This is a genomic window from Oleisolibacter albus (assembly GCF_003336875.1).
In the GTDB taxonomy this organism is placed as follows: Bacteria; Pseudomonadota; Alphaproteobacteria; order Azospirillales; family Azospirillaceae; genus Niveispirillum; species Niveispirillum album.
The window spans coordinates 285,884-302,905 of record NZ_QGNJ01000005.1; the positions used below are offsets into that span (position 1 = coordinate 285,884).

At 67.2% G+C, this 17,022-nt stretch carries 15 protein-coding genes; 7 read left to right on the top strand and 8 right to left on the bottom strand.

Annotated elements, in window-relative coordinates:
- Positions 1 to 246 precede the first annotated feature (246 nt).
- A complete protein-coding gene (locus tag DK368_RS09665; RefSeq protein ID WP_240002421.1) occupies positions 247 to 1,329 on the bottom strand; it encodes an enoyl-CoA hydratase/isomerase family protein in 1,083 nt (360 codons plus the stop codon).
- A gap of 292 nt (positions 1,330 to 1,621) precedes the next feature.
- Here DK368_RS09665 and DK368_RS09670 point away from each other — a divergent pair, with 292 nt between their 5' ends.
- From DK368_RS09670 to hemB, 3 genes are all read left to right on the top strand, one after another.
- A complete protein-coding gene (locus DK368_RS09670; protein WP_114393725.1) occupies positions 1,622 to 2,557 on the top strand; it encodes a diacylglycerol/lipid kinase family protein in 936 nt (311 codons plus the stop codon).
- 11 nt (positions 2,558 to 2,568) lie between these two features.
- Positions 2,569 to 3,468 carry a metallophosphoesterase family protein gene (locus DK368_RS09675; RefSeq protein ID WP_114393726.1) on the top strand — a complete coding sequence of 300 codons (900 nt, stop codon included), beginning with the start codon at positions 2,569 to 2,571 and terminating at the stop codon, positions 3,466 to 3,468.
- Positions 3,469 to 3,547: 79 nt separating this feature from the next.
- A complete protein-coding gene (gene hemB / locus DK368_RS09680) occupies positions 3,548 to 4,585 on the top strand; it encodes a porphobilinogen synthase (protein WP_114393727.1) in 1,038 nt (345 codons plus the stop codon).
- 9 nt (positions 4,586 to 4,594) lie between these two features.
- On the opposite strand, the gene DK368_RS09685 is transcribed toward hemB, so the two are convergent.
- The 5 genes from DK368_RS09685 to DK368_RS09705 form a co-directional block, all read right to left on the bottom strand.
- Positions 4,595 to 5,182, bottom strand: coding sequence for a hypothetical protein (locus DK368_RS09685; RefSeq protein WP_114393728.1), 588 nt, complete (start codon positions 5,180 to 5,182; stop codon positions 4,595 to 4,597).
- Positions 5,183 to 5,248: 66 nt separating this feature from the next.
- Positions 5,249 to 6,250, bottom strand: a complete 1,002-nt coding sequence (locus DK368_RS09690; protein ID WP_114393729.1) for a YheT family hydrolase — start codon at positions 6,248 to 6,250, stop codon at positions 5,249 to 5,251.
- Positions 6,243 to 7,097, bottom strand: coding sequence for an alpha/beta fold hydrolase (locus DK368_RS09695; protein ID WP_114393730.1), 855 nt, complete (start codon positions 7,095 to 7,097; stop codon positions 6,243 to 6,245). Before DK368_RS09695 ends, DK368_RS09690 begins: the two co-directional genes overlap by 8 nt.
- Before the next feature lie 68 nt (positions 7,098 to 7,165).
- A complete protein-coding gene (locus DK368_RS09700; RefSeq protein ID WP_114393731.1) occupies positions 7,166 to 8,350 on the bottom strand; it encodes a type III PLP-dependent enzyme in 1,185 nt (394 codons plus the stop codon).
- Between the two features lie 327 nt (positions 8,351 to 8,677).
- Complete coding sequence (locus DK368_RS09705; protein ID WP_114393732.1) at positions 8,678 to 9,157, bottom strand: flavin reductase family protein; 480 nt, start codon at positions 9,155 to 9,157, stop codon at positions 8,678 to 8,680.
- Between the two features lie 159 nt (positions 9,158 to 9,316).
- On the opposite strand from DK368_RS09705, the gene DK368_RS09710 reads away from it, so the two are divergent.
- The 4 genes from DK368_RS09710 (at position 9,317) to DK368_RS09725 (ending at position 13,913) form a co-directional block, all read left to right on the top strand.
- A complete protein-coding gene (locus tag DK368_RS09710; protein ID WP_114393733.1) occupies positions 9,317 to 10,477 on the top strand; it encodes a flagellar motor protein MotB in 1,161 nt (386 codons plus the stop codon).
- A gap of 241 nt (positions 10,478 to 10,718) precedes the next feature.
- Entirely contained in the window at positions 10,719 to 12,155 is a 1,437-nt protein-coding gene (locus DK368_RS09715) for a circularly permuted type 2 ATP-grasp protein (protein WP_114393763.1), read from the top strand.
- A 13-nt stretch (positions 12,156 to 12,168) separates the two neighbouring features.
- Positions 12,169 to 13,128, top strand: coding sequence for an alpha-E domain-containing protein (locus DK368_RS09720; protein ID WP_114393734.1), 960 nt, complete (start codon positions 12,169 to 12,171; stop codon positions 13,126 to 13,128).
- Between the two features lie 32 nt (positions 13,129 to 13,160).
- A complete protein-coding gene (locus tag DK368_RS09725) occupies positions 13,161 to 13,913 on the top strand; it encodes an arginyltransferase (RefSeq protein ID WP_114393735.1) in 753 nt (250 codons plus the stop codon).
- A 63-nt stretch (positions 13,914 to 13,976) separates the two neighbouring features.
- On the opposite strand, the gene DK368_RS09730 is transcribed toward DK368_RS09725, so the two are convergent.
- Both DK368_RS09730 and DK368_RS09735 read right to left on the bottom strand, forming a co-directional pair.
- On the bottom strand, positions 13,977 to 15,572 hold the full coding sequence (locus tag DK368_RS09730) for a hypothetical protein (protein WP_155524535.1): 1,596 nt from the start codon (positions 15,570 to 15,572) through the stop codon (positions 13,977 to 13,979).
- Positions 15,573 to 15,830: 258 nt separating this feature from the next.
- Positions 15,831 to 16,985, bottom strand: a complete 1,155-nt coding sequence (locus DK368_RS09735) for an iron-containing alcohol dehydrogenase (RefSeq protein WP_114393737.1) — start codon at positions 16,983 to 16,985, stop codon at positions 15,831 to 15,833.
- Between the last annotated feature and the right edge of the window lie 37 nt (positions 16,986 to 17,022).

Here is a 17,022-nt window from a genome sequence, read left to right on the forward strand (position 1 = left end):
GTTTGACTATGTACCGCGGAAAACGCAACATAAAGCGCTTATTTGCGCCGTCACGGTCGGTCCATTGCCCGGATTAATCGCGTCATCGCCATCATCCGCCATAAACCCATTCATCACACCGGGCGCAAGAGCAACCTTCGGCTGATGCCCCGGGCGCGGATGACAGCCGGAACGCGCAGAAGTCAGAACCGGCGTCGGTTGGCCGGTGGCGACTCTGACCGCCGCCGGCCACCGTTTCCGCAGAAATCACGCGCCGAACGTCAAGTCGCCCTCGTCCGGTAGGGCGAAATGGCGGCCAATCATACCATCGTCTACGGCGTCCAGGCCGGCCGGGTTCCAGCGGGGGGAGCGGTCCTTGTCGACCAGAACAGCCCGGATGCCCTCATAGAAATCATGACCGGCCATGACGGCCTGGGTCATGCGGAATTCCAGCCGCATGGCATCATCGAAGGTCAGTTCCACCCCACGCCGCATCTGCGCCAACGTCACCTTGAGACTGGTCGGCGACATGGACAGGATGGTCTTGGCCGCCTGATCGGCCCATTCGCTCCCTTCACGCACCAGGGCGGCCAGGATCGCCTCGATGCTGTCCGCGGCAAAGCAGCGGTCGATGGTTTCCCGCCAGGCGGGAAGCACCGGTTCGCCGGCCCCGACTTCATAGCGGGCGGTGATGTCGTCCGCGAACTTGTACGGGTCCGGGGCCGCGTCCCAATCGGCCCGGGTGAAATCCTGGACCAGGGCGTCGATTTCGGCACTGGGGACATGGCCGGTCCCGATGCCGAGATAGTGCAGGTCGGCCGCCTGCAGCCGCGCACCGGTCAGGGCCAGGTATGTGCCGCAATAGCCCGGCAGGCGCGGCAGGAAATAGGTGCCGCCCACGTCGGGGAACAGGCCGATCCCCGTTTCCGGCATGGCCAGCAGGGTCTTTTCGGTGGTGACACGGTGGCTGCCATGCACGGACAGGCCGACGCCCCCCCCCATGGTGATCCCGTCCAGCAGGGCGATGTAGGGCTTGGGGAAGGTCTTGATGCGGCGGTTCAGCCGGTATTCCTCGCGGAAGAAGTCAGCAGTCAGCCGGCCATCGCCCTGCCCCGCCTGCCGGGCCTTACCGGCGTCCCAGACGGCACGCACGTCGCCACCGGCGCAGAAGGCGCGGTCCCCGGCACCGCGTATGACGACGGCCCGGATACCGGGATCACCGGCCCAGGCCCGCAGGGCCGGATCAATCACCCGGATCATGTCCAGGGTAAGGGCATTCAGGGCCTTCGGCCGGTTGAGCGTGATCAGGCCGATCGGCCCATGCACGGCACAGAGGACATCCTCGGTCACGAATCCTTCCCTTCTCTTTGCTGGTCCCATCAGACCGTCAGCCGATGGACGATCTGGGCCTGTTAACAGCCGGGCACGGCCTGCGGGTTGCGGTCATCCTGATGCCGATGACCGCCCGCCCCACGATCATGAACAGACACGCCGCTGTCAATTGATGGCCGCAGACAGTGCCGGATTGCCGCCCCCGGCCCGTGGTCGCCGCCGATGCGGGTCCGGCGGGAGCGGGAACTCACTCCACTGCCGCACCGTTGCCTTGTCGCACTCCAGACGCGGATGACGAAAGGGTGGGGCCATGAAGATCAGTGTCGTGCTGAACCGCATGGCCGGATCGCTGCTCGGGCGTCCTGCCGAAGACGTCGTGGCCGCAATTGAAACCGCATTCCAGGCCGCCGGACACCAGATCGTCTGCGCCGCCGTGTCCGGTGAGGCGCTGGAGACGAAGATCCGCACGGCCGCCGCCGGCGACGCGGATGTGGTCATGGTCGGCGGCGGCGACGGAACCATCGCCACCGCGGCCCAGATCCTGACCGGCACCGGCAAGGCCCTGGGCGTGCTGCCCCTCGGCACAATGAACCTGCTAGCCCGGGACCTGGGGCTGCCGCTGGACCTGCCCGCGGCCATCGCCGTGCTGGCCGACGGGGAGATTGCCGCCATCGACATGGCGGAGGTCAATGGCCGTCCCGTCCTCAACAATTCCGTTATCGGCCTCTATGCCCGCATGGTGCAGGAGCGGGAGCACCAGCGCGGCATCCGCAACATCAGCAAATGGCCGGCCATGGGCCTGGCCTTTCTGAAGACGCTGATCGACTATCCCCGCCTGGAGGTGGAACTCGATCTGGACGGTGGACGGCGGCGGGTGCTGACACCAATCCTGGCCGTTGCCAACAATGCCTATGACCGTGGTCTCGGCCCTGTTCCCACCCGGTCCAACCTCAGCGCCGGCATCCTGGCCGTCTATATCGGCCGTCACCGCAGCAGGCTGCATTTCCTGCGCCTGTTCGGCCGGTTCGTGACCGGCGCCTGGATCGATGATCCCGATCTGGAGGTGCATCTGGTGAAGGAGGTGACCGTCCATGCGCGCCGGCGCATGCTGCGCGTCGCCAATGACGGCGAGGTTCACTGGACCCGGATGCCGCTGCACTACCGCATTATTCCCGACGGCCTGCGCGTGCTGCGTCCGCGCCGCGATGCGGCGGGAGAACCGCTGCTGCTGCGGACATCGGCCTGAGGAGCGGCGCCGTGACACGGCTGGCCCATATCTCCGATCTGCATTTCGGCCGCACCGATCCGGCTGTTGTCGCTGCCCTGCTGGCGGATATCGCGGCCGCGGCCCCGGATCTGGTGGTGGTCAGCGGCGACCTGACCCAGCGGGCACGCCATGGCCAGTTCCGGGATGCCCGCCGGTTCCTGGACGCCCTGCCCGTGCCCTACATGGTGGTCCCGGGCAACCATGATCTGCCGGTCTACAACCTGCTGGCCCGTTTCACCGATCCGCTGCGCCGCTACCGCCATTATATCGCGCGGGATCTCGACCCGTTCCGGCAGGTCGGGGATGTCGCGGTGCTGGGATTGAACACGACGCGATCGCTGATCGACGATTTCTCCGAAGGCCGCATCAACCGGCGCCAGATGGCCCGCATCGATCAGGTTTTCGCCGGGCTGGAGCCCACGGTCTTCCGCGTCGTCTTCACCCACCACCCGTTCCTGCCACCGCCGGACCGACCGGGCGAACGGCTGGTGGGGCGAGCGGCGCATACCCTGCGGCATCTGGAGACGGCCGGCGTGGACCTGCTGCTGGCCGGCCATCTGCACCGGGCCTATGCCGGCGACATCATGACCCATCATGCCAAGGCGGCGCGCTCGATCCTCGTCGCCCAGGCCTCCACCGCCACCTCGACGCGGCTGCGCAACGAACCCAACGCCTACAACCTCATCGAGATCGCCCCGCCGCGGTTGACCTTGCGACTGCGCAGCTGGGAGGGCGCCCGCTTCATGCCGGGCCTGGTCACCTGCTGGGAGAAACACAACGGCTGCTGGGTCAGGCTGTCCACCGACACCGGACTTGCGGCGATGGACCGCACCATGGCCGCGAGTCCGGCCCCGGCAGGGCGGTTGAGTCCGGGGGGGGCGGAGGCGTAGCATCCGCCAACTGTTCCGGGCCGGAACCATCCGCATCGCCGCGGACCGACCTGGGAGCACCCCGAAATCCCGGTGTCCCATGTCCTACAGCAAGTCGAACCGTCCTGCCCTTGCCGCCACATCCGCTCCCGGCGCCTTCCCCCGCCTGCGTCCGCGCCGCAACCGCGCCGAACCCTGGGTCCGCCGTCTGGTCGCGGAGACGGTGCTGCGCGTCGATGACCTGATCTGGCCGGTGTTCGTCATCGAGGGCGAAAACCGCAGCGAAGCCGTGACCAGCATGCCGGGCGTGGAACGCATGTCCATCGACCGGTTGGTCGCAGCCGCCGCCGAAGCCCGTGACCTGGGCATTCCCTGTCTGGCCCTGTTTCCGGTCACCCCGGCCGCCAAAAAGGACCCGGTGGGCAGCGAGTCCCACAATCCCGACAATCTGATGTGTCGCGCCATGCGGGCGGTGAAGGCGGCCGTGCCGGACATCGGCCTGCTGGGTGACGTGGCCCTGGACCCCTATACCTCCCACGGGCATGACGGCATCGTTGCCGATGGCCGCATCCTCAATGACGAGACCGTCGACGTGCTGGTGCGGCAGGCGCTGGTGCAGGCCGATGCCGGCTGCGACATCATCGCGCCGTCGGACATGATGGACGGGCGCATCGGAGCCATCCGTGACGCGCTGGACGCGCACGGACACCAGGACGTGCGGATCTGCGCCTATGCCGCCAAATATGCCAGCGCCTTCTATGGTCCGTTCCGCGACGCGGTCCAGACCGGCAGCCTGCTGAAGGGCGACAAGAAGACCTATCAGATGGACCCGGCCAATACCGACGAGGCGCTGCGCGAGGTGGCCCTGGATCTGCAGGAAGGTGCAGACATGGTCATGGTCAAGCCGGGCCTGCCCTATATGGACATCATCCACCGGGTCAAGGACAGCTTCGCCGTCCCCACCTTCGTCTATCATGTCAGCGGCGAGTTCGCGATGCTGAAGGCGGCCAGCGCCAATGGCTGGCTGAACTATGACGCCGCCCTGCTGGAAACCCTGCTCGGCTTCAAGCGGGCCGGGGCCGACGCCATCCTGACCTATGGCGCCGTGGATGCCGCACGGCTGCTCAAGCGCGGGTGATTCCGGCGCTTATCCCTGGGGACGCGGCGGCGGCACCAGATGGGCCGTCTCCGCGTCCAGCCGGCCGGCACAGGCCAGCTTGCCCGGCCCATTGCCGAAGGCCTCGCCCGGCGGTACCCGCAGGGTCACTTCCAACAGCACCAGATCCAGCAGGCCGGCCGCGAAATCGTCGGGCAGCGGTTCCGACCGGCGGACATCGGACCCGAACACCCGCTTCAGATACCAGTGCGGCCCCTCGGCGCCGCCGGGCGCGCCGGCCAGCAACTGCTCACGGACCGCAGTGAACAGTTCGCGGCATTGCGCCTCGGTGCGCTGTCGCTCCGGCAAGGCCAGGGAGACATAGGCCAGCACACGCCGGTCGAACGGCCGGTAGAAGGCACCGACCCGCACGGGGCCGGCACGGTTGGAACCGGGGAATGCCGTTTGAACGGCTGCCGTCAGATCGCGCTCCAGCCGCAGCATGCCCCAGTCCAGCAGGCTGACCGGAGTCCGTCCGAGATAATCGGTGGCAGTCTGAGCGGAGGGGGCGTCCTGCTGCGCGGCGGCCGTGGCCACCAGCAGGACCGATACCGCAAGCCCGCCGAACATCCGCCGCATGCCGCCATCCCCCTGCGCGTCCGCACCCCAGTTCCGAACAGTGTAAACAGCAGCTCTGGCCCGTTGTCAGCCCGCTATAGCGGCAAGAAAGGTCAGCAGGCAGCGGTCATGCCACGGACCGCCGCGTCCATGGAAGCCCACATGACCGCCATGGGCCGGCAGGAGCGGCAGCAGATCGGGATTGTCCCGCCACCTCACCGCCTGATAGCTGGCCCCGGGTATCCAGGGATCGTCCAGCGCATGGATGATCAGGGTCGGCACCGGAATGGCCTGCAGGAACTGGCGGGCGGAGTTGACGCGGTAATATTCTTCGGCCCCGCTCCAGCCGTTCCAGGGGCCGACGATGGTGTCATCGAACTCCCACACCGAACGCGCCGCAGCGGCGGCGGCCAGCCAGCGCGGTTCCAGCAGGGCGGCACTGGCCGCCATCTCCTGCTTCATCTTGCCCAGCAGCCAGGAATGATAGGGGCGATTGCCCGGGTCCAGGAAACGGCGCGAGGCAGCGGCGAGATCGATGGGCGCCGAGACGGACGCACCGGCCACCACCAGGGCCGGCAGGTCTCCCTCGCCCAGCAGCTTGAGAACGGCATTGCCGCCGAGCGAATAGCCCACCGGTACGACACCGGCGGCGGTCAGGTCCGCGGGCAGTTGGGCCAACACGGCCCGCAGGTCGTCCGTGCGCCCGGCATGATACCGCTGCCGGGCCATTCCACAGCCAGGACCGGCGCCCCGGAGATTCAGGCGCAGCACCGGATAGCCCTGGGCGATCAGGGCCTGCGCCGTTGCCAGCATGTAATAGCTGCTGTCGCAGCCGCTCAGTCCATGCACCAGCAGCACCAGCGGGCGCCCGGCGTCAGGCTCCGACGGGCGGTTCAGCCGGGCCAGCAGGCTGTCGCCGCTGCCGTCGGGCATGGGGAAGTCCAGCCGCTCGCCCGGCTCCAACGGGAAGCGGGGCCGCACCAGCGTGTTGCGCACCGTCTGCAGATGCGCGCCGATCCACGGAAAACGCTGCCGGAACGGCTCGACCGGCAAGGGGCCGGCCGGCCGGCGCCCGAGCCGATCAGGCATCGGCCAGGAACCCGCGGATGGCGGCGATCTGGGCCGGGTCCATCAGGGCCGGCGCGTGGCCGGCGTCCGGCACCTCCACCAGCGCCGCCTTCGGCCCTTCGACTGTCATACGGGCCGCTGTTTCGGCCAGCAGCAGATCGGACTGCACGCCCCGCAGCACCAGCACACGGGCGCGGATCTGCGCCCAGACCGGCCAGAGATCGACATCCGTCAGCGGGACACCGGTGAAAGCCTTGGCGATGGCGGGATCATAGGCCAGGGCATAGCCCCCCTCGGGCAGGCGCCGGGCACTGTGTTCGGCCAGATGGCGCCATTGCGCATCCTCCAGCGCACCGAACCCGTCATAATGGCTGCGCAGATAGGCCTCGACCCCCGCCAGATCGGCGAAGCGGGGATCACGACCGACATAATCGGCGATGCGCTGCAGCGCGGCCTTAGGCACGAACGGACCGACATCATTGATGACCAGCCGGCGGATGGGACTGCGCGGCTGCGCCGCCAGCAGCATGCCGATCAGCCCGCCCATGCTGGTGCCGATCCAGTCCACCGTCTCCACATCGAGCCGGGCCAGCAGCACGGCCATGTCGGCGAGATATTGCGGATAGCCGTAGAGATCGGGGTTGGCCAGGGCGTCGCTGTGACCGCGGCCGACCACATCGGGGCAGATGACCCGGGCATTGAGGCTGGCGGCCAGATCGCGTGCCAGCACGTCGAAATCACGGCCGTTGCGCGTCAGCCCATGCACACAGACGATGGTACGCGCACCGCGGCCCCATTCCGTGTAGGCCATGCGGTGGAACCCGGTGGCGGACAGACCGAGAACGGATTTTTCCACGAAGTCCGGCATCCGCCCGCCTCCCGCTGCATGTTTTCCCGTGCCCCTGCTTAGCACGGGCACGGGCGGGTGGTGAAGATTCAGGCGGCGATATGGGCCGGTTCCGGTGGACGCATGGCCGGTTCGGGCAGGAAGGCCCCGTCACGCACGACAACCGTCTCATCCGCATGGAAGCCATTGAAACCGGTCCGGGTCACGCCGGTATAGGCCCCCGCCTGCCCGATCTCGATCCAGTCCCCCTCGCGGATGTCCGCCGGCAGCATGTAGGGTCCCGGCAACTGGTCATAACAGTCGCAGGTGGGGCCGAACAGGCTGAAGGGCCGCAGCGGCGCCGTTGCCTGTCCACCGGGCCGGATGATCCGCATGGGCAGATGGATGCCGGGGAATTTCAGATCGCAGAGCGAGCCATAGACCCCGTCATTGAGATAGAGGTGGTCGTCGCGACGCAGTTCCACCCGGACCACGATCGAGGCGCCCGCCGCCACCATGCCGCGGCCGGGTTCACACCAGACCTGACAGTCCGCCGGCGGCGCGATCAGATCAAGCCCGGCCCGGATGGCCTGAAAGAAATCGTCCAGCGGAGGGGGCTGAGGACCCACATAGGAGGTGGGGAAGCCGCCCCCCACATCGATCACCGCTGGAGCAACCTCGGCCCGGTCCAGGCACTGCCGGGCCAGGGTGCAGGCCGCCAGATAGCTGGTCGGCGTCATGCACTGGCTGCCCACATGGAAGCACAGGCCGACACGCAGTCCGCGGGCGGCCGCGGCCCGCATCAGGGCCGCCCCCTGCTCCACCGAACAGCCGAACTTGCCGCCCAGATCATAGACGGCCGCCCCGCGCGCCGTGGCCAGGCGGACCATGACCACGAGATCACCGGCATGGCCGGTGCAATCCCACAGCTTCTCCAGCTCGTCGGCATGATCGACGACGAAATGGCGCAGTCCATGGCGCTCATAGGCCGTGCGGATGGCCTCCCGCGCTTTCACCGGATGCATGAAATAGCAGCCGGCCTCGGGGAACTGACGGCGGACCGTCTCGATCTCGGCCAGGCTGGCCGTATCGAAATGGCGGATGCCGCCATCCCACAGCGCCTGGAGCACCAGCGGATCGGGGTTGCATTTGACGGCGTAGAGCACCTCACCGGGGAAGCCGGTGACGAAGGCCCGGGCGCGGTCGGCAAGGACCTGGGGGCGATAGCAGGTGACCGGACGATCCGGTCGCAGGGCCGCCACCATGGCGGCGGCATCGGCGAAACTCTGCTGCATGGGCCGGCTTCTCCGCATGATCGGGCGCGGCCGTCCGGCGCCCGGTTCTGGCTGGCAGTGGGTTCTGGCGGACACTCGGTTCTTGGCAATTCCGGCGGCCCCCGACCGCAAAGCGGCACGGACCACCTCTCCCTGTCACCTTGATTAAGGCAGCCGACCCAATGGTTTGGAAGCCCCCCACAAAAAAAGAAACCGCGCCCGCCCCGAGGGCCGCTACGGCCACGGAATACAAAGCAAGCCCCCTGGAATCCGATTTTTTATTGCACAGACCGCCCGCAGGCCGTCGCGCAGACGCCGGATTCGACGGAGCCGACGTAAGAATCAAGCTCAGGCCAGTTTGTTATACCCGCCACGGAAATAGAGCAGCGGCCGCCCGTCGGACCGGCTCCACAGCCGGACCACGCGCCCGACCAGGATCACATGGTCCCCGCCGTCATGCATGGCGTGACGGATACAGTCCAGCGACGCCAGACCGCCGGGAATCACGGGCGCCCCGGTTTCCCAATACTGGGGATCGACCCCAGCCCAGCGCTCGTCGGGTGGCCCGCCGGCAAAGGCGCGGGACAACGGCTTCTGCTCCTCGGCCAGCATGGTCAGGGCAAAGCCGGGGGCCTGGGAGAAAGCAGCCAGACTCTCCGCCTCCCGGTCCAGACAGAACAGCACCAGCGGCGGGTCCAGGGAGACGGAGGCGACACTGTTGACCGTGACCCCCAGCGGCCGGCCATCCACGGTCCGGGTTGTCGCCACGCAGACCCCGGTGGCGAAACAGCCCAGGGCATCACGGAAGGCGCGGGCATCCAGGCTCATGCGGGGGCAACTCCAGCGTCGGACGGTGAGGACGGATCAACCCCTAGCCGACCTGTCAAGCGGGCGCAAGGTCACAGCGCTGACCGAAGATGTCCATTTGCGTCGCCCCCCCACCTTGTTACAGTCGCCAAAGGGTTGATCCGGAACGAGTGCTCCCTGGTGGCAAGCGGCGGTGCGGGCGGCGAAGAGAAGGCGCCCATCATCATCAAAAAGGTCTACAAGGGCGGCGAAGGCCATCATGGCGGCGCCTGGAAGGTGGCCTATGCCGATTTCGTGACGGCGATGATGGCGTTCTTCCTGCTGCTCTGGCTGCTGAACGTCACCACGGCCGAGCAGAAGATGGGCATTGCCGACTATTTCGCGCCCGCCAGTGCCTCGAAACAGGAAAGCGGCGCCGGCGGTGTCATGGGCGGCCGGACCATGACCGCGCCCGGCGCCATGATGAATGACAGTTCCCCCGTATCGCCGGCCATGCCGGTGCCCAGCGTGCCGCCCGGCGGCAGCGAGGAGGAGGAAAAGGACGAGTCCCCCAGCACCGGCAAGGGCGCGCCCACCGAGGCCAGCGACGGCAAGGGCTACGGGCCGGACGGCGGCGGCCTGTCGATTCTGGAACGCGCCGGCGCCACCAAATCCGCAGATGCCAATCATGACGGCAAGATTGACGAGAAGGAGTTGAAGGAGGCCCTGGCCAAGCTGGAACAGGAACAGTTCCAGCAAGCGGCCCAGGAACTGCGCCAGGCCATCCAGAGCGTGCCGGAGCTGCGCGATCTGGCCCAGAACCTCATCATCGACCAGACACGGGAAGGCCTGCGCATCCAGCTTGTGGACCAGGAAGGCTATTCCATGTTCCCCGGTGGCAGCGCCAAGATGTTCCCCCAGACCGCCCAGCTGCTGAGTCTGGTCAGCCAGGCCGTGGGCAAGCTGCCGAACCGGCTGTCGGTCAGCGGCCATACCGACAGCAGCCCCTATCCGCCCGGCAGCAGTTACACCAACTGGGAACTGTCCACCGACCGGGCCAATGCCAGCCGCCGCGCCCTGGAGGCGACGGGTATCGACCCGAAACGCTTCGAAACGGTGGTGGGGCGGGCCGACCGCGACCCGCTGTTCCCCACCGACCCGAAATCGCCGCGCAACCGCCGCATCAGCATCGTGTTGCTGCGCGGACAGCCGGTGCCCGATGCTCCCGCGGCGGGCCAAGCCGTCCCGGGGGCCGCCGTGCCGCAGACGGCACCGCAAAGCGGAGCGCAGACCGGACCGTCGTCCGCCCCGACTCGTCCTGCTCCGCTGCCGCCGCTTCCGGGACCGACCACCACCCGCTGACCGCGCGCAGCATCGTGAGGGACACCACCGCGGCGCGAAGATTGCCCCCTAGTCAAACCGGCTCGATCTGATAGGCTCGTTTTCGCACATGCGAAAAATCGGGCACCAGGATCGCCCAAGGTGCCCGAGAACCACGGAACAGGGCGTGGGGGACTCCGTGATCGGATCGGATACGGGTGTAGGCCGCCTGCTGGCCGCTTATGACGCCAACGGCTTCTATGACGAACTCTTCGGGTCCGCCATGCGGCCGGCCCACCATGCCGACCTGATCCGACAAAGATTGTCGCAGCTGGAGTTCGGCGACCTGCAACACCGGGCCGCCGATGCCGAGCGCGAACTCTACAATCTCGGCATCACCTTCCTGGTCTACAGCGAAGCCCAGGCCATTGACCGTATCCTGCCCTTCGACGTCATCCCCAGGGTCATCTCCACCACGGAATGGGCCCATCTCGAAGCCGGCGTCACCCAGCGCATCACGGCCCTGAACCTGTTCCTGCACGACATCTATCACGGACAGAAGATCCTCAAGGATGGGATCGTTCCGGCCGAACTTGTGCTGGGCAACGCCAATTTCCGCCCGCAGATGATGGGGCTGGACCTGCCCTTCGGCACCTACATCCACATCATGGGCGTGGATCTGGTCCGCGATGGCGACGGCACCTTCCGCGTGCTGGAAGACAATGGCCGGGTGCCGTCCGGCGTGTCCTATGTGGTGGAGAACCGCCACATGATGCAGCGCGCCTTCCCCGACCTCATGGCCGATATCGGCCTGCGTCCGGTTGATAATTACGGCATGAAGCTGCTGGAGGCCATGTGCGAAATCGCACCGCCGGCATCCTCCCCCTCGGGGGAGCCGCGGGTGGTGCTGCTGTCGCCGGGGGCCTACAACTCCGCCTATTTCGAGCACATCTTCCTGGCCCGGGAAATGGGCGTGCCCCTGGTGGAGGGGCGCGATCTCGTCGTGCAGGACGACAAGGTCTACATGAAGACCACCAGCGGGCTGACGCGGGTGGATGCCATCTACCGCCGCATCGGCGACGATTTCCTGGACCCGCGGGCCTTCAATCCGGGCAGCATGCTGGGTGTGCCCGGCATCTTCGAGGCCTACCGCAAGGGCAATGTCGCCCTGGCCAACGCCATCGGCACCGGTGTCGCCGACGACAAGGCCGTCTATGCCTATGTGCCCCGCATGATCCGCTATTACCTGGGGGAAGAGCCGCTCATTCCCAATGTGGAAACCCATATCTGCCGCGAGGCGGAGGCGCTGCGCTACACGCTCGACAATCTGGACCGGCTGGTGGTGAAGCCGGTGGGTGAAGCCGGCGGATACGGCATCACCATCGGCCCCAAGGCCAGCCGCGCCCAGCTGGACGAATGCCGGGCGCAGCTGCTGGCCGATCCGGCCAACTATATCAGCCAGCCCATGGTGCCGCTGTCGGTCTGCCCCACCCTGGTCGAAACCGGGATCGAGCCCCGCCATGTGGATCTGCGGCCCTTCGCCATCACCGGCCGCGGCACCTGGGTGCTGCCCGGCGGCCTGTCGCGGGTGGCGCTGAAACGCGGCACGCTGATCGTCAATTCCAGCCAGGGCGGCGGCTCCAAGGACACCTGGGTGCTGAGCGGCCGCTGTGAGCCGCGTCAGGCCCGGGCGTCGTCCAGCCAGTCCCAGGGCCGGTGAGGGAAGACTGACCATGCAGACCCTGCTCGCCCGCTATGCCGAATGCATCTTCTGGCTGGCCCGCTACATGGAACGGGCCGAGAATCTGGCCCGCATCCTCGACGTCAACGAAACCTTTGCCCGTGACGGCGACGGCGCCATCGACTGGCGCCCGATCCTGACGCTGAATGCCGATGAAGCCCGGTTCCTGGAATGCTACCGGGAAATGACTCCGGAAAATGTTCTGGCCTTCTACATCCTCGACGCCGGCAATCCCACCAGCATCCTGGCGGCCGTTCGTGCCGCCCGCGAGAACGCCCGGCAGCTGCGCCCGCTGATCAGCACCGAGATGTGGTCGCAGATCAATGTCTTCTACAACCGGCTGCTGGCTCTCGGCCCCCATGATCTGGCCCGGCACAACCTCCAGCGTCTGTGCAGCTTCATCAAGGAAGCCTGCCAGGCCCACACCGGAATCACCGAGGGCACCTTCTTCCGCGATCAGGGCTGGTATTTCTACCAGGTCGGCAAATACCTGGAACGCGCTGACCAGACCACACGCCTGTTGGACATCAAGTACCACACGCTGCTGCCATCCGTGGCCGCCGTGGGCACGCCCGTCGATGTCAGCCAGTGGAATACGCTGTTGCGTTCGGCCGCCGGCTATCATGCCTTCCGCCGGGTCTATCCCCGCGGCATGACCCCGGCGGCTGTGGCCGGCTTCCTGCTGTTCAACGACGCCTTCCCCCGGTCGGTGTTGGTTTGTGTCTGCGAAATGGAACAGCTGTTACACCGGCTGACGTCGAAATACCGGCTGCGCAATGGTAACATCGTGCTGGAGCGGGTCGATGAGGTGCGGGCCGCGCTGGGCGCCAGCACCATCGATTCCGTGATCACGAGCGGACTGCATGAGTATCTGGACGGTTTGCAGATCATCTTCGCCGACATTTCCCGCGATATCGGCGCGGCCTTCTTCGGCCAGGACAGCACGGGCTGAAGCATCGGGATGGGCGGGACTCTGACGGCATCATGACGATCATTGCCCCACCCCATCAACCCGTGCAGCAGTTCTTCCGGTCGGGGCCGCTGCCCTGCCCCTATATTCCCGGCCAGATCGAGCGCAAACTGTTCACGCGCCTGATGGGGCCGCAGGCTCCCACCGTCAATTCCTCGCTGTCGCGGGCCGGGTTCCGCCGCAGCCATGACATCGTTTACCGGCCGGTCTGCCCGGCCTGCACCGCCTGTGTTCCCGTGCGCGTCCCCGTTGCTGCCTTCACGCCCGACCGCACCATGCGGCGGCTGCTGTCACGCAATGCCGACCTCTCCGCCACCCTGCAACCCGCTGTGGCGACGACAGAGCAGTTCAGCCTCTTCCGCCGCTATCAGGCGGCACGGCATGGCGACAGCGATATGAGCCGGATGACCCGGGATGATTTCGACGCCATGGTCGAAGAGGGGCAGGTCGATACGCGCATGATCGAGGTGCGGACGGCGGACGGCAGCCTGTGCGCGGCCCTGCTGGCGGATTGCCTGGATGACGGGCTGTCCGCCGTCTACAGCTTCTTCGATCCGCACCAGCCGCGCCGCAGCCTGGGCACCTGGCTGATCCTGCAGACGATCGAGATGTGCCGCCGCGAGGGGCTGCCTTATACCTATCTGGGTTACTGGATCGCCGGAAGCCGCAAGATGGCCTACAAGATCCGGTTCAAGCCGCTGGAGGGCCTGGGGCGCGACGGCTGGACACCGCTGGCGGTGGCGGACAGGACCGGGGAGACGTACTGACCGGATCCGGCGACGGGACAGGAAACGGAGGAACCGCTCCCCCGGGGAGCGGCAAGGCGATGGTCACTCTTCGACGGTGGCCAGGCGCTCGGCGGCCCGGTCGACCAGTTCCTGCAACGCGGGATCACGCCAATGGCGGGTCCGCTTCAGCTCCTCCTCGGCCAGGACGGCGAAACCGCGCAGCAAGGCAGCTTCGGCAGCGCTCAGCACCTGCGGATGCTTCAGCCGCTCGACCACCGTGCGCACCACCCCCTGATCAAGCAGACCGACCCAGTCGGTGCAGACACTGTCCAGCCGGCTGCCGAGTTGCGACAGATGCAGGGCGTGGGCGATACGCTGCACCGGCCCGTCATAGCCCGTCCGGGTGAAACTGCCGCGGAATCCATCGCGCAGATCATCCAGCACACGGTCGCGGAATTCACTGTGCCCGGTGCCCCAGAACAGGCTCCGCTTCAGCACCGAGCGCCACCGGTTGCAGAAGCCCAACGCCCAGTCCAGGGCATCATAATCGGGGATCGGGCGGATGATGCTCCGCGCCTCGGCCGCGCACCGCTCCACCAGGACCGGATAGAACTCCGTCTCCATCCGGCGGACCATGCGGTCGAGATAATCCCGCGCCATGGCCCCGTAGCGCGGATGGTTGATCAGGTCGAGATCCTCGAAGAGGCCCAGCAGCGTGTCGAGATGATCCAGTTCCCGGTCCAGCTGCGCCCGCCGCGGCACCGGGAAGACCAACCCCGGCCGCACGATCTCATCCACGCCGATGGCGGCCAGGATCTCTTCCACCAGGGAGAAGGCGGTGCGGCCGAGATGCCGGACCAGGGCGACAACCACCGGTTCCTGCCAGCGTCGCGGCCCATGCAGCAGGGCCAGACGTCCCGCCAGATACAGCCGATCCGCATGCAACAATGTCTCAGGCAGCAGGGCCCCCAGCTGCTCCGCCGGCGCCCCCAGCTGCGCCAGATCGACCGCGGCCCGCTCCAGCCCCACCCGCAGCCGCTCGGCATTGCCCCCGGCCTCACGCAGCCCGTCCAGCAGGCTGGTGAGCGGCGCCAGTGTGACCAGCACCCCGTGGACCAGCTTGAGATCGTCCATGCCCCAGGGACGCGGCTCGAAGCCAAGCCGGATGCGGCGCCCTTCGGCCAGCCGCCAGCGGTTGACGTCGTCCAGGAAGGTCTTTCCGGCCGCTCCGCCAGCCAGCGCCGCCGCAAGACTGTCCAGGGCCTGGGTGCGCATGGCCGCCTGCAGCGACAGCACCGCCGGGTCACGGAAGGCCACGCGCAGGGGCATGGTCTGGGCCAGATCGCGCAGCAGCGTTTCCGCCTTGCGGGCCAGGGGAGCCATGGCCTTTTCCGACAGCTTCGCCCAGATGCCGCCGATATCGATGGGCTGGATGACGCCGACCGTGCTGAAATCCGGCCGTAACAGCAGCGGATCATGGCTCAGCATCGCCCGGAACAGATCCGTGAACAGGCGCCGGGCATGCTGGCGCCGCTCGGCATTGAGCTTGCCGACCAGGGCAGTGCGCACGGCCTGACGGCGTGCCCCGTCGGCATCGCTCTGGGCGATTTCCTCATAGAGTTGATCGGCGACGGTGGTGGGCAACTGCGCGATCAGGGCGGACAGATCCGGGCCATTTCCGTTTTTTCCAGACGTCACCACGATCCCCACCTCTGCCCGGCTGTGGCATGGAACCAGTTTTCTGTAGGATAGAGCAGTCACTTAATCAATAAAGATATATTCATTAAGGATGTATTTCGAAATTCCGCAGAAATTCGACCAAAGGGTGACGGCTCATGCTGGCGGTCAATCCAGGCCGCTACCTTTCCGCTGGCCACCAGAGCATCGACGGCACCCCGCGCTTCTGGCCCGGTTTGTCATGCGCACGCGCGACGTGTCTGCTTCAAATTACCGCACCTATAGCGCGAGTCGATAGATCGACAGGGCGTCGTCCCGGGACAAGGGCCGCGGATTGTTGACCAGCAGCCGCTGCTGCTTCATGGCGTCTTCGGCCAGCAGGGGAAGATCCCGTTCCGTCACCCCGACCGCACGCAGGGTGGTCGGCAGCCCCAGGGCCTGGATCAGAGCCGCCAGACGGTCGGCAAAGAGTGCGGCACGGGCGTCGGGAGCCTGTGCGCCCAGATCGGGAAACAGCAGCGGCGCCAGTTCGGCATAGTGCGTCCCGGCATCAACGGCATTGAAGCGGACGACATGGGGCAGCACCAGCGCGTTGCTGAGTCCGTGCGGGACATGGAAGTGCCCGCCCAGCGGGTAGGCCAGAGCATGAACCGCAGCCACCGGTGCATTGGTGAACGCCTGCCCGGCCAGCATGGCCCCCAGCAGCATATCCGCCCGCGCCTGGCGGTCGCTTCCCGCCTGCACGGCCCGGACGATGGCGCCGCCGAGCAGGCGCAACGCCTCACGCGCCAGCGCATCGGACAAGGGATTCTTGCGCAACCGGCTGGTGAAGGCCTCGATGGCATGCACCATGGCGTCGATGCCGGTCGCGGCGGTGACGGCGGGTGGCAGACCCAATGTCAGGTCCGGATCGAGAATGACGGTATCGGCCAGCAATTGCCGGGCGACCACCCCCATCTTCTGTGCTTCCCCGGTGGTGACGATGGCGATCGGCGTCACTTCCGATCCCGTCCCCGCCGTGGTCGGGATCTGGATCAGGGGCAGACGGGGACCGCTGACCCGGTCGGTTCCATAGATGTCCGCGAGAGCCTGGGCACGGGGGCGGGCCAGGACCGCCACCAGCTTGGCCGTGTCCATGGCACTGCCACCACCGAACCCGATCACCCCGTCCGCCGCGGCACCCTGGGCCGCGGCCACGCCCTCCAGGACCACATCCTCGGGCGGGTCGGCTTCTACCTGATCGAAGACAGCGACAGGCATGCCGCCCGCGGCCAGTGCCTGCAGGAACGGCGTCGTCAGCCCCGCCCGGACCACACCGGGGTCGCTCACCAGCAGCGGACGCGTCATCCCCAGGGCGCGGCACTGCTCCAGCAGCCGCGCGGCCGCGCCGGGCTGGCAGAGAATCGTACCGACGGTTCGAAAATCGAACTGCATGGCGGGCTCCGTTTCCTCTCCACAGGCGTTTTGGCCA

What these genes read in the sequence shown, in the direction of transcription:
- hemB (WP_114393727.1), top strand. Translation starts at nt 3,548, where the DNA reads ATGTCCTACAGCAAGTCGAACCGTCCTGCCCTTGCCGCCACATCCGCT.
- DK368_RS09735 (WP_114393737.1), bottom strand. Translation starts at nt 16,985, where the DNA reads ATGCAGTTCGATTTTCGAACCGTCGGTACGATTCTCTGCCAGCCCGGC.
- DK368_RS09695 (WP_114393730.1), bottom strand. Translation starts at nt 7,097, where the DNA reads ATGCCGGACTTCGTGGAAAAATCCGTTCTCGGTCTGTCCGCCACCGGG.
- DK368_RS09720 (WP_114393734.1), top strand. Translation starts at nt 12,169, where the DNA reads ATGCAGACCCTGCTCGCCCGCTATGCCGAATGCATCTTCTGGCTGGCC.
- DK368_RS09715 (WP_114393763.1), top strand. Translation starts at nt 10,719, where the DNA reads ATGCGGCCGGCCCACCATGCCGACCTGATCCGACAAAGATTGTCGCAG.
- DK368_RS09700 (WP_114393731.1), bottom strand. Translation starts at nt 8,350, where the DNA reads ATGCAGCAGAGTTTCGCCGATGCCGCCGCCATGGTGGCGGCCCTGCGA.
- DK368_RS09690 (WP_114393729.1), bottom strand. Translation starts at nt 6,250, where the DNA reads ATGCCTGATCGGCTCGGGCGCCGGCCGGCCGGCCCCTTGCCGGTCGAG.
- DK368_RS09705 (WP_114393732.1), bottom strand. Translation starts at nt 9,157, where the DNA reads ATGAGCCTGGATGCCCGCGCCTTCCGTGATGCCCTGGGCTGTTTCGCC.
- DK368_RS09725 (WP_114393735.1), top strand. Translation starts at nt 13,161, where the DNA reads ATGACGATCATTGCCCCACCCCATCAACCCGTGCAGCAGTTCTTCCGG.
- DK368_RS09670 (WP_114393725.1), top strand. Translation starts at nt 1,622, where the DNA reads ATGAAGATCAGTGTCGTGCTGAACCGCATGGCCGGATCGCTGCTCGGG.
- DK368_RS09685 (WP_114393728.1), bottom strand. Translation starts at nt 5,182, where the DNA reads ATGCGGCGGATGTTCGGCGGGCTTGCGGTATCGGTCCTGCTGGTGGCC.